Genomic DNA, 12,468 nt, shown 5'->3' on the forward strand with positions numbered 1-12,468 from the left:
GGCGCCAGTGGCTTCAGTGCGACGAGGCACTGCCGGAAGCGGCGCTCGCGCGCCGTCTCCGCCGCTCGCCGATATGGCTTGCCGCCTGCAGCGCGACAGCGGCGGCGCCGAAGGCGACCCCGAGCGCGACAACGCCAGGCCAGCCGGCAGCCTGCCAGGCATAGGTTCCGGTCGCCGAACCGACGGCGCCGCCGAGGAACATCGCACCCATCAGGATGGTGTTAAGGCGAGCCCGGGCTTCCGGCCGCAGCGCAAAGACGATGTGCTGGTTGGAGACCAGCGCCGACTGCATGCCGAAATCGAGCAGCACGACGCCAAGAACGAGCCCTGCGAGAGAGGTCCACAGCCCGAAGACCAGCCATGACGACAAGGTCACGACGGCGCCCAGCGCGACCACGGGAGCAGCTCCCTTGGAGTCCGCGATGCGGCCGGCGAGCGGCGCCGCGAGGATTCCGACCGCGCCGACGATGCCGAAAAGTCCTGCTACATCGGCGCCGAGGCCGAAGGGTGGCGCCTGCAGGCGGAACGCAAGGACGGTCCAGAAGGCCGTGAAGGCCGCAAAGAGCAGAGCCTGCGTCAGCGCCGCCAGTCGCAGGGCCGGGAACTCGCGCCACAGATGCAGCATCGAATGCAGCAGGCGGCCATAGCCGAGTTGGGAATCCGGCCTGCTGTGCGGGAGCTTCAGCATCATCAGGGCCCCGGCTCCCAGCGCCATCGGCACGCCGAGCCAGAACATCACGCGCCATCCGCCATGCGTCGCGACGAAGCCGGCCAGCGTGCGGCTGAGCAGGATGCCGGTCAGGATTCCCGCGAGGATCGTGCCGACCGTGGCGCCGCGCCGCTCCGGCGCCGAGAGATGGGCAGCCAGCGGCACGATCTGCTGGGCGACCGTCGCAGCGAGGCCGACGAGGAGCGAGGCGAGCACCAGCAGGGCCGCGCCCGGCGCTACAGCTGCCAGAATAAGCGCCACCGCCAACACCCCGAACTGGATAACGATGAGACGCCTGCGTTCGACGATGTCGCCGAGCGGCACCAACAGGAACAGCCCTGCGGCGTATCCGAGCTGCGTCGCGGTTGGAAACAGCCCGGACAGCGAGCCGGGCAGTTCCACCTCGATCAGGCCAAGCATCGGCTGGTTGTAGTAGATGTTGGCGACTGCGATGCCGGCTGCGGCTGACATCGCATAAATCACCATGCTGCCGATGCGCGGCGGGCTTGCATCCGGCTTGACGGGCTTGTGCATAGTATGTGCTCCGCTAGCGGGCCGGCGCGACCGGGTTGGCGGTCGATCCGGCTCTGATGGCTTCGAAGCTACGCGCTGGCGCTTGCGCATTCTGTAGCGCTTGCGGATGCCCGGCACACACCTGCGTATGATTGCCGGATCGACCCGCCGCGTTGTCTCAATGAAGGGAACAGGCCCGGTGGCGGAAACGCTCAGGGCCCTCCGGCATCCGCGAGAGGCGCGCCATGAAACCACTTCGCATCAGCATCATCGGCGGATCTCTCGCAGGCCTGTTCGCCGGCGTCCTGCTGAAGCGCGACGGTCATGATGTCAGGGTCCATGAGCGCTCCCGCCAAGGCCTCGCGGGTCGCGGCGCCGGCCTAGTCCCTCAACGAGAGGTTTTCCAGATCCTGCGGGCGATCGGCATCGAGCACCTCGCCGATATCGGCGTGATCGCGCAGGAGCGCATCTTCCTCGATCAGGCAGGAGAGATCGTGCAGACGATCAGGGAAGCGCAGACCCAGCTCTCGTGGGACGTGCTCTACGAGCAGGTCGCGGAACGCATCGCGCCGGCCGATTACCGGCTCGGCAGCCAGCTCGTGCGGGTCGAAGCTCAAGGCGATGGTCCCGCGACGCTCAGCTTCGCCGACGGCTCGCGCGAGGAGGTCGATCTGTTGATTGGCGCCGACGGCATCGGCTCGGTCGTGCGCCAGGCACTCTCTCCCGATCATGCGGCAAACCGCTATGCCGGCTATGTTGCCTGGCGCGGATTGATCCCCGAGATGGCGCTGCCTGCGAGGGCTTCGCTGCTGTTGGACCGCTTCGCCTTCTATCTCGCGCCGGGCGACCACGCGCTGGGCTACCTCGTACCTGGCCCGAACGGCGAGACCACGCCAGGCAAGCGGCGCTACAACTGGGTCTGGTACCGGCGGGTGGCGGAGCATGATCTACGTGCGCTCTTCACCGATCGCGACGGCCGTACCCATCCGGTCTCGCTGCCGCGCGGCGGGCTGTCAGCGGAGCGGCGCGACGCGCTGCGCCATGATGCCCGCATCCACCTGCCGCCGCCCTTCTCGCTTGCCGTCGCGGCGGAGGAGACGCCCTCGATCCAGGGGATCTACGACTACGAGACGCCCGCCATGGTGGGAGGGCGTATCGCTCTGATCGGCGATGCGGCCTTCGTGGTCAGGCCGCACACCGCCATGGGGGTCGGCAAGGCGGCCGGCGACGTGATGTCATTGCGCAAGCATCTGGCCGCGGCGGCCGATCTGGAAACGGCTCTCGCGCTTTACCAAAGCGAGCGCTTGCCGGTCGGTCGCGAGATCGCAGCCCTGGGCCGACGCCTTGGTGCGACCGCGCTGTAAGCTCCGGCGGACATGCCGGCCATGTGACACCGAAATCCTTCGAAGACAGCGAGAGAGGCCAAGCTCATGTCGAAACGCAATGTTGCCGATCTGATCGTCGAAACCCTGGATCGTGCGGGAGTCGAGCGCATCTACGGCGTCGTCGGCGATAGCCTGAACGGGCTGACCGAAGCGCTGCGCCAGACCGGCAAGATCGACTGGGTGCATGTCCGGCATGAGGAAGCCGCGGCTTTCGCGGCCGCCGGAGAGTCTCAGATCACAGGTAAGCTCGCTGTCTGCGCCGGCTCTTGCGGTCCCGGCAACCTGCACCTCATCAATGGCCTTTACGACGCCCAGCGCAGCCGCACGCCCGTGCTCGCCATCGCTGCGCAGATACCATCGGCGGAGATCGGCGGTGGCTATTTCCAGGAAACGCATCCGCAGAACCTGTTCCGCGAATGCAGCGTCTATTGCGAGATGGTCTCCGACCCCAGCCAGATGCCTTATGTGCTGGAGAATGCGATCCGCGCCGCCGTCGGAGAGCGCGGTGTCGCGGTCATCGTGATCCCCGGCGACGTGGCGCTGAAGCCGGCGCCGGCGCGTGATGTCGCGCCCGCCGCAGGGTTGTTGCCGCCGATGCCCGTAGTCACGCCTGCCGAGGCGCAAGTCGAGGCCCTCGCTGCCCTGCTCAACGGAGCACAACGCGTGACGCTGTTCTGCGGCCGTGGCAGTGCCGGTGCGCATCCCCAGCTGATGAAACTCGCCGAGATGCTGAAGAGCCCGATCGTCCACGCGCTCGGCGGCAAGGAGCATGTCGAATACGACAACCCCTACGATGTCGGCATGACCGGCTTCATCGGCTTCGCCTCAGGCTATGAGGCGATGCACGCATGCGATCTGCTGCTGATGCTGGGCACCGATTTTCCCTACAAGCAGTTCCTCCCGAGCGGCATCGCGATCGCGCAGGTCGATATCCGCGCATCGCAGCTCGGCCGCCGCTGCAAGCTCGATCTCGGCATCGTCGGCGATGTCGGCACGACGATCGAGGCCCTGCTGCCGCGTCTCGCGGTAAAGCAGGACCGGACGCATCTCGACGACAGCCTCGACCGCTACCGGCACTCCCGGGAAGGGCTCGACGCGCTGGCGCGCGGCACGCCAGGCCGCAAGCCGATCCATCCGCAATATCTGTCGAAGGTGGTCAGCGACGTTGCCGCGGAGGATGCGGCCTTCACCTTCGATGTCGGCACGCCGACGATCTGGGCTGCACGCTATCTCAAGATGAACGGCAAGCGCCGTCTGGTCGGCTCGCTGGTGCATGGCTCGATGGCCAATGCCATGCCGCAAGCCATCGGCATCCAGGCGGCGCAGCCCGGCCGGCAGGTGATCTCGCTTTCCGGCGATGGCGGCTTCACCATGCTGATGGGCGATCTGATCACGCTCAAGCAGCAGAAGCTTCCGGTGAAGATCGTCATTTTCAACAATGGCGTGCTCGGCTTTGTCGCACTTGAAATGAAGGCCGCCGGCTTCCTTGAAGTCGGAACCGATCTAGAAAATCCCGATTTCGCCGCGATGGCGCGTGCCATGGGCATTCATGGCGTCAGAGTGGAGGATCCCGGCGATCTGCCGGGCGCGGTTGCAGATGTGCTCGGCCATGACGGGCCGGCCGTGCTCGACGTGGTGACCGCGACGCAGGAACTCTCGATGCCACCGACCATCGGGCTAGAACAGGCCAAGGGCTTCGGCCTGTGGATGCTGCGTGCCGTGATGAGCGGGCGCGGCGACGAGGTGCTAGACCTCGCCAAGCAGAACCTGCTGCCGCGCTGAACTGACCGAACCAATCGAGATATCCGCCAGCTGGGGCCTCAACGGCCCCGGCGCCCGCTCCCTATTGCCGGAATCGCGCCATGGAACTGACGCCCCTGCTGCTGTCGCGGATACAATTCGCCTTCACGATCTCGTTTCACATCATCTTCCCGGCCTTCACCATCGGACTGGCGGCATGGCTGACCTTCCTCGAAGGCTGCTGCCTCGTCACGGGCGACCGGATCTATCGGCGGCTCTCGGATTTCTGGCTCAAGGTCTTCGCCGTCGCCTTCGGGCTGGGCGTTGTCTCGGGCATCGTCATGGCGTTCCAGTTCGGCACGAACTGGAGCGAGCTGTCGCGGCGGACCGGCCCGATCCAGGGCCCGTTGCTCGGCTATGAGAGCTTCACCGCCTTCGCCCTCGAGGCGTCGTTCTTCGGCGTGCTGATGTTCGGGCGTGGCCGGGTGCCGCGCTGGGTTTATTTCCTCGCCTGCCTGATGGTGGCCGCGGGCACCACGCTGTCGTCCTTCTGGATCATGGTGAACAACAGCTGGATGCAGTTCCCGACCGGCTTCGATCTGCGCCCGGACGGCGTCTTCGTGCCGACCAACTGGTCGGCGATCATCTTCAACCGGGCCGTCTGGACGCGCTTTCCGCACATGATGCTGGCGGCCTATGTCACCTCCGCCTTCTGCGTCGCGGCCACGGGCGCCTGGTACGTCCTGCGCGGCCGCGCCGTCCTGGAGGGCCGCGCCATGCTCGCAATGGGGCTGCGGCTCGCGGCGATCCTGGTCCCCCTCCAGATCGGCTTCGGCCATCTCGTCGGTGATTTCGTCCATGACGCGCAGCCGGCCAAGTTCGCGGCGATCGAGGGACGCTGGAACGACCAGCAACCCGCTTCGGAGATAATGATCGCCTGGCCCGACGAAAAGGCCGAGACAAATCGCTTCGAGCTCGCCATTCCCTATCTCGGCAGCCTGATCGGCTCGATGAGCCTGACCTCCAAGGAAATCGGCATCAAGAGCTTCCCGCCCGATCGGCGCCCTCCGGTCGCGATCCCCTTCTTCGCCTTCCGGATCATGGTCGGCTGCGGCCTCGTGATGCTGGCGCTGGCCTGGCTTGGTTCCTGGCTGAGCCTGAGCGACCGCATCCTGCGGGCGCGCTTGTTTCTCTGGGCGACGTTCCTGTCTTTCCCTCTCGGATTCATCGCGACGCTGACTGGCTGGTTCGCGGCCGAGGTCGGCCGGCAGCCTTGGGTCGTCTACGGCCTGCTACGAACGGCCGACGCGGCGACGCCACACCTGACCACGCCGCAGGTCGCCACGAGTCTGATCCTGTTCGCTCTCGTCTATTCGCTGATCTTCAGCTTCGGCTCCCTCTACATCTACCGGCTGCTGCGGGACGGGCCACGCCCGTCTGCCGGGCTACCGCCCGCCGACCGGACATCCGCCGGTACCAATCCCAAGCGGCCGCTTTCGATCCCCGGAGACAGCCCGGGCGTGGCGGCCGCCACCGCGAAGGGAGACTGACCATGGTCGAGTTCTGGGCCGCCGCACTAGCGCTTTCGATTCTGCTCTACGTGCTTCTGGACGGGTTCGACCTCGGCGTCGGCCTGTTGTTCCCCTTCGCACCCGATGAGACAGGGAGGCGCGCGATGCTGGTCGCGATCTCCCCGGTCTGGGACGGCAACGAAACCTGGCTCGTGATTTCGGCGGCCACGCTTTTCGGCGCCTTTCCGATGGTGTTTTCGATCCTGCTGCCAGCCTTCTACCTGCCCATGTTCCTCATGCTGGGCGGGTTGGTGCTGCGCGGCGTCGCCTTCGAGTTCCGGTACAAGACACAGCGTTTCCGCCGGCTGTGGGATAGCGGCTTCGTCGCCGGCTCCTATGTCGCCGCCTTCATCCAAGGAACGGCCGTCGGTGCGATCGTCCTGGGACTGCCGATCGAGAACGGCGTCTATGTCGGCGGCCCCTTGGGCTGGGCGTCTCCCTTCGCTCTGCTCTGCGGCGTGGGTCTCTGCATCGGCTATGCGATGATCGGCGCCTGCTGGATCGCGGGCAAGGATACCGGTTTGCTGCGCGAGTTCGGGTTCCGTGTCCTGCCGGGATTGATCGCAGCCCTGCTGGTCTTTCTGGTCGCGGTCTTCATCCACGCCCTGGTCATCGACCTTCCAGTCCTGCATCGCTGGATCGAGCGGCCGATCCTCCTGATCTTCCCGCTGATCGGGCTTGCAGCGTTCCACGCTTTGGTCCGCAGCGTGAGGAGGCGCGATGATCGCTACCTCTTCACCGCCGGAGCAACGATCTTCATTGCGGCCTTCGCCACGCTCGCGGGCTCGTTCCTGCCCTATATCCTGCCGTTCACGCTGACGATCGAGGAGGCAGCCGCGCCGCACGCCTCGCTCGCGTTCCTGTTCTGGGGAGCCGGCCTCTTCGTCCTGCCGCTCACCCTAGCCTATACGGTTGCCGTTTACTTCGTCTTCCGCGGCAAGCTCCGCCCGGATAGCGAGTATCACTAAAGTGTAGGGCGCCTTCAGCGGCATGGAGCCGCCTCCGGAGGCCTGAACGCCCACCACGAACTGCGAGTCGCTTCGCAGGAGATCGACCTCTTCGTTCCAAGAAGCCAGGCTCGGGTTCCCTTGGGATCCCGAGCTTTCGTGGTATCCGACGCTTTGGCCGCGTCCGTTGTGATACGTTCGTCGGCGGCGATGTCGTGGCTGCAGAGACGAGAGCTGCGGCCATGGCGAGCCCCGGCATCGCAAGGCGGCCGCGGCAGCAGGGCGGGAAGCCCGGTCCACACCCACCTTCAGCTTGCAAAGGAGTGAGCATTGCATGTGCCGGCGTGCTCCCTCGCCACGCCCTTTGGTCAGATCGAGGGTTTGCCCGGATACGCCGTGGTGGTGCGTCAACAGATGGGGGAGGAAGCGGCGGCCAAGCTGGGGCGACGCATCATGCAAAGATCACTTGGTTGCGTCGTCCAGCCAACACCACCGGCTGCGGCCAAACGAAAGGGAGGGCGGAGATGATCCGCCCTCCCTTGGTCATTGTTGCGCGTGGGTTGCGCGTCAGCCCTTCACGAAGGCCAGCAGGTCCGGATTGATCACCTCGGCGTGGGTGGTCAGCATGCCGTGCGGGAAGCTCTCGTAGATCTTCAGCGCGCCGTGCTTCAGGAGCTTGGCTTGGAGAAGCGCCGCGTCCTTGTAGGGCACGATCTGGTCGTCATCGCCCTGCATCGCCAACGTCGGCACGGTGATCGCCTTCAGGTCCTCGGTCTGGTCGGTCTCGGAGAAGGCCTTGATGCCCTCGTAATGGGCCAGCGCCCCGCCGATCATGCCCTGGCGCCACCAGTTCTGGATCACCCCTTGCGAAACCTTGGCACCCTCGCGGTTGAAGCCGTAGAAGGGGCCAGACGCGACGTCGAGATAGAACTGCGCGCGGTTGGCGGCGAGCGCCTTGCGGAAGCCGTCGAAGACCTCGATCGGCGTTCCGCCCGGATTGCTTGCGGTCTTCAGCATCAGCGGCGGCACGGCGCTGACCAGCACCGCCTTGGCGACGCGGCCATGGGGCTGGCCGAACTTCGCGACATAACGGGCGACCTCGCCCCCGCCGGTGGAGTGGCCGATATGGACGGCGTTCTTGAGGTCGAGATGCTCGACCACGGCGAAGGCGTCAGCGGCGTAGTGATCCATGTCGTTGCCGGTATCGGCCTGCGAAGAGCGGCCATGACCGCGACGGTCATGGGCCACGACGCGGTAGCCGTTCGCGAGGAAAAACAGCATCTGCGCGTCCCAGTCGTCCGAGGACAGCGGCCAGCCGTGATGGAACATGATCGGCTGGGCGCTTTTGGGCCCCCAGTCCTTGTAGAAGATCTCGACGCCGTCCTTGGTCTTGACGTAACCGCTGCTCATGGTCGTGGGTCCTGTCGTGTTCCGAATGGGTTGTGACGGTTGTGCAGATGCTGCCGCAGGGATCAGGCTCGCTGCAGAAGCGGCGGCCATGCCGGCCATTGCGACCCGCCGGGTGACGATGAAACTGACGTCGGACATGGCCTTGTCTCCGCATTGGGTAGCTGACGAAGACAGGTTAGGCGGGGGCAGCCGGGGCCGGAATCCTACGCTTGGATCAGCGCCTCATACGAAGGTGTGGGGTGTGCCGCTCAGCCGCGGCTATGCGCCAGCGCCGCGGCCAGGTGATGCGCAATCGTGTCGGGTTCGGCCGGCTTGTCGAGGAAGGCGCAAGCGCCGGCGGCCATGACGCGCTCGCGCGTGGCGGCTGTCGGAAAAGCCGTCATGAAGATCATGGGGAAGCTCCGTCCGGTCGCTAGCAGTTCGGCCTGGAGCTGGTCCCCGTTCATTTCGGGCATCTGTATATCGGAGATCATGCAGTCGGGATCGCCCGTCTCGCAATCTGCGAGGAATTCCGGCGCCGAGCCATAGCTGCGGGCTTCGTAGCCCAGCGAGCGGATCAGGCTGGCGAGAGAATTACGAACGCCGTCGTCGTCATCGACGATCGCGACTGTCGGTATGTGATGCATGTCCACGTTTCTTTGTGCCGATGGTCGCACGAAAGGGGACTCCGGTGCGCGGCCAGACCTTGTTATGAAGGATCATGCGTCGTGCGGCCATCATACGCAGGTTTGCACCCGGCACGCTCACGGCTTGTAAACCCCCAGGGCCTCGGCCGTGCGGACAAGGTCGGCCAGCGTGCGCACACCCATCTTTCGCATGACGTTGCCGCGATGGATCTTCACCGTGATCTCGCTGAGGCCGAGCACGCCGGCGACCTGCTTGTTCATCAGTCCGGCGACGACATGCGCCATCACCTCGCGCTCCCTGGCTGTCAGGGTCGCATAGGCTGAACGCTGATCGTCCAGCGCCGCCGTCGCGCTGCGCCGCTGCCGGTCGCGCTCGATCGCAGACGTCACCGCGTCGAGCATTTCCTGATCGCGGAAAGGCTTCGACAGGAAATCGACCGCACCTGCCTTCATCGCCCGCACGGTCATGGGTATGTCGCCATGTCCGGTCATGAAGACGATCGGCAGCGCGATCCCTTGCCGGGTGAGCTGGTCCTGGAAGTCGAGGCCGCTGATTCCGGGCAGGCGCACGTCGAGGATGATGCAGCCCGGCACGTCGGGCAAGCTGCCCTGCAACAGCTCCGCCGGCGCGCCGAAGAGCCGCGTCGCCAGTCCGACCGATCGGATCAGGCTGTCGAGGGATTCACGCACCGCCGGATCGTCGTCCACGATAACGACGAGTGGCGGGCTCGGTGAGGCCGGGGCCGGCTTGACGGAGGTCTGCCTGATCATACCGCGGTACCATGGTGGGAAATAGGAAGGGTCAGGCGGAATGTCGCTCCGCCGTCTGGAGGGTTCTCGACCGAAAGCTTTCCGCCGTGAGCTTCAGCGGTCGTGCGGCAGATCGCAAGACCCATGCCCATCCCCTCCGGCTTGGTTGTGAAGAAGGGATCGAACAGGCGCTCCAGGTGTTGGGGCGAGATGCCGGGACCGGTGTCGCGTAGAGCGATCTCGACACGACTGCCTTCCACTGGGCAGTGTGCCTGGCCGGCGGTGATCGTCAGCAGGCGCCGGCCATCATGTTCAGCCATCGCCTGGCCGGCATTGACCATGAGGTTGACCAGGACTTGCTGGAGCTGGATCCGGTCGCCGATGACAGGCGGCAGGTCCGCCGCGACCTCGACGCGCAACTCGACCTCGGCGCGCGCGAGCTCCCGCTGCACCAGCTGTGCCGCTTCCTCGACCAGGGTCGCGACGTCGAGCGCATTCGACCGGGTCGGCGTCTTGGTCAGGAAGGCGCGGATCCGCTTGACGATCTCGCTGGCGCGCCGCCCTTCGGAAACGACACGCCCGATGGCGCTGTCGACCTCCTGCAGGTCCGGCTGGTCGCGGCGCAGCCAGCGGAGCGCCGCCTCGCCGTTGGTCACGACCGCCATCAACGGCTGGTTGACCTCGTGGGCGATCGAGGCGGTGAGTTCCCCCAGGGTCGCCACGCGGGCGGCATGGGCGAGCTCCGCCTGCGCGTGCAGCACCGCGTCCTGCGCCTGCCGGCGTTCGGTGATGTCGACGACGAAGACCAACACGTTGCCGTCGCCGTCATCGACCGTCGGAAAGGTGATGGCGAAGATCACCGGCACGCGACTGCCATCTGCCCTGACGATTTCCGTCTCGCCTTCGTGGAAGCCGTCGCCACGAGCGAAAGCCGCCAGCGCCGGCCCGAAGGTCGGATCGCTCTCGCTCAGCACATCGTCGACCGTCTGATGGAGATGAGAAGTGCTCTCCGCTCCGATCATGGCAAGAAAGGCCGGGTTGACGTCGACAATCTTCGTCACCTTGCGCAGGCGCGCGATAAGGTCTGGCTGAGCGGCCAGATGAGCGGCCAGTGCCTCCCCATCCGCGAGATCGAGTGCGGCAAGTTCGCGGCGCGCCGCACTCCAGTCCTCCTGGACGACGCCGACCCGGGTCGCGTCGAACATGCGCCGGTAGCGTCTTTCGCTCTGAACCAGCGCCGCGTGGGCCGCCACGCGTTCGGTCACATCCGTATTCGTCTCGAACACGCCGACGATGCGTCCCTGGGCATCGTGCTGCAGGGCCCAGCGACTTTCCACGGTGATCCGCGCGCCGGCCTTGGTCCGGTGCTCCAGCGTGCCGTCCCATCGTCCCGTGTCGTAAAGCACGCGGTCGGCCGCGTCGCGCGGCAGCGCATACCGCGTCTCCAGCAACTCGTCGGCGATCCGGCCCGTCGCCTCGGCGGCAGACCAGCCATAGGTCTCTTCCGCGGCGCGATTCCAGAAGGTGATCTGTCCGAAAGTGTCTCGCACGAAGATCATGTCGTGCGACAGGTTGAGCAACCGGGCTTGCGCCGCGAGCGTCGCCGTGGCCGCCTGGTTCTTCAGGGAGAGCAGCGTCGCGATCATGGTCGCCGCCACGCTGACCAGCGCCCGCAAGGTCGGTGCGCCGGCCAGGCTCAGGCCATGTGTATCGACATAAGCCACGATGGTCAGGATCAGGCTTGTCGCCGCCGCCACGAGGATGTCGCCCCGCCGTCCGGTGCCCGCTGCCAGCAAGACCACCAGAACGTAGAGCACTGCGACCGCGCCCTCCAGCGGCGAGAGCGTATCGAACAGGAAGATGCAGAGCGCGAGCAGAGCCGCCGCGATGCGAAGCGCCGTCGTGTTCATGGCCGGAGAGAAGAAGGAGCGCTGGGGGAGACCGGTGTCCCGCGGGGCGGATCGAGAGGCGCCGTGCCGAGCGGCGGAGAAGCGGGAGGACATGAGAGGCAGCCGATTCCGGTCGCGAGAGCTGACAACGCGCTAGCATAGCTCATCTGCCTCGTCCCCCCGCGATCGGCGCGGATGCTTCGATCCGCGGCATCACTTTCGCGAAAGCGGCCGGCGATGAAATCATACAGGGGTTTAGGTCGGCCGGGAGCGCCCTTCGCTGGCGCACATAAACCTAGGTATGAGCTCGACATGCCTTCGTCCGATTCAGGCGGTGGCGGCCGCGGCCTAGGGTCAGGACATCGGGGAGACAGGCTCCTCGAAGCCAACGGAGAGCTGCCATGAACGACCTGTCCACCCATGCCAAGCGCGACGCCGCCTTGCGCACCCCGACCGATCTCGGCGCGAACGCCACGACCGACATCGCAGCCGCGCTGACCGGCGTCCTTGCCGACATGTTCGCGCTCTATCTCAAGACCAAGAACTTCCACTGGCACATGTCCGGCCCGCATTTCCGCGACTACCACCTGATGCTCGACGAGCAGGGCGATCAGATCTTCGCGACCACCGACGCGCTGGCCGAGCGCGTCCGCAAGGTCGGCGGCACGACACTGCGCTCGATCGGCCATATCGGCCGGATGCAGCGGCTGCTCGACAACGATGCGGACTACGTCACGCCGCAGGACATGCTGGCCGAGCTCGCCGACGACAATCGCAGCCTCACCGGTTTCCTCCGCGCCGCTCACGGCGTCTGCGAGACCCACAACGACGTCGCCTCGACCAGCCTGATCGAGGTCTGGATCGACGAGGCCGAACGCCGGAGCTGGTTCCTCTACGAGACGACGCGGGCGGCGCGCTGAGCGCCGCT

10 protein-coding genes are annotated in these 12,468 nt (G+C 66.1%); 5 read left to right on the top strand and 5 right to left on the bottom strand.

Translation table 11 applies throughout. From position 1 onward, the window contains the following. Window positions 1–13: 13 nt before the first annotated feature. Window positions 14–1,243, bottom strand: a complete 1,230-nt coding sequence (locus tag AC1DNE_RS17295; protein ID WP_476765538.1) for an MFS transporter — start codon at window positions 1,241–1,243, stop codon at window positions 14–16. 224 nt (window positions 1,244–1,467) lie between these two features. Here AC1DNE_RS17295 and AC1DNE_RS17300 point away from each other — a divergent pair, with 224 nt between their 5' ends. The 4 genes from AC1DNE_RS17300 to cydB all read left to right on the top strand — a co-directional run bounded on the left by AC1DNE_RS17300 (window position 1,468) and on the right by cydB (window position 6,886). After that, the gene (locus AC1DNE_RS17300) at window positions 1,468–2,586 is read left to right on the top strand and encodes an FAD binding domain-containing protein (protein ID WP_476841134.1); all 1,119 of its coding nucleotides are present in this window, start codon (window positions 1,468–1,470) and stop codon (window positions 2,584–2,586) included. Window positions 2,587–2,652: 66 nt separating this feature from the next. Continuing rightward, on the top strand, window positions 2,653–4,389 hold the full coding sequence (gene poxB, locus AC1DNE_RS17305) for a ubiquinone-dependent pyruvate dehydrogenase (protein ID WP_476841135.1): 1,737 nt from the start codon (window positions 2,653–2,655) through the stop codon (window positions 4,387–4,389). Between the two features lie 80 nt (window positions 4,390–4,469). Continuing rightward, a complete protein-coding gene (locus tag AC1DNE_RS17310; protein WP_441471826.1) occupies window positions 4,470–5,897 on the top strand; it encodes a cytochrome ubiquinol oxidase subunit I in 1,428 nt (475 codons plus the stop codon). Between the two features lie 2 nt (window positions 5,898–5,899). After that, window positions 5,900–6,886, top strand: coding sequence for a cytochrome d ubiquinol oxidase subunit II (cydB, locus tag AC1DNE_RS17315; RefSeq protein WP_476765540.1), 987 nt, complete (start codon window positions 5,900–5,902; stop codon window positions 6,884–6,886). Between the two features lie 546 nt (window positions 6,887–7,432). Here cydB and AC1DNE_RS17320 read toward each other — a convergent pair. From AC1DNE_RS17320 to AC1DNE_RS17335, 4 genes are all read right to left on the bottom strand, one after another. Then, window positions 7,433–8,275, bottom strand: coding sequence for an alpha/beta fold hydrolase (locus tag AC1DNE_RS17320; RefSeq protein ID WP_441471828.1), 843 nt, complete (start codon window positions 8,273–8,275; stop codon window positions 7,433–7,435). A 248-nt stretch (window positions 8,276–8,523) separates the two neighbouring features. Next, the gene (locus tag AC1DNE_RS17325; protein ID WP_441471829.1) at window positions 8,524–8,901 is read right to left on the bottom strand and encodes a response regulator transcription factor; all 378 of its coding nucleotides are present in this window, start codon (window positions 8,899–8,901) and stop codon (window positions 8,524–8,526) included. A 117-nt stretch (window positions 8,902–9,018) separates the two neighbouring features. Next, a complete protein-coding gene (locus AC1DNE_RS17330) occupies window positions 9,019–9,672 on the bottom strand; it encodes a response regulator transcription factor (RefSeq protein ID WP_441471830.1) in 654 nt (217 codons plus the stop codon). Continuing rightward, window positions 9,669–11,654, bottom strand: coding sequence for a PAS domain-containing sensor histidine kinase (locus AC1DNE_RS17335; protein WP_441471831.1), 1,986 nt, complete (start codon window positions 11,652–11,654; stop codon window positions 9,669–9,671). The genes AC1DNE_RS17330 and AC1DNE_RS17335 overlap by 4 nt, the downstream gene beginning before the upstream one ends. A 287-nt stretch (window positions 11,655–11,941) precedes the next feature. Here AC1DNE_RS17335 and AC1DNE_RS17340 point away from each other — a divergent pair, with 287 nt between their 5' ends. Then, window positions 11,942–12,460 carry a Dps family protein gene (locus AC1DNE_RS17340; protein ID WP_441471832.1) on the top strand — a complete coding sequence of 173 codons (519 nt, stop codon included), beginning with the start codon at window positions 11,942–11,944 and terminating at the stop codon, window positions 12,458–12,460. Window positions 12,461–12,468 lie beyond the last annotated feature (8 nt).

It is taken from the genome of Allobosea sp. 05L423, from assembly GCF_056397745.1.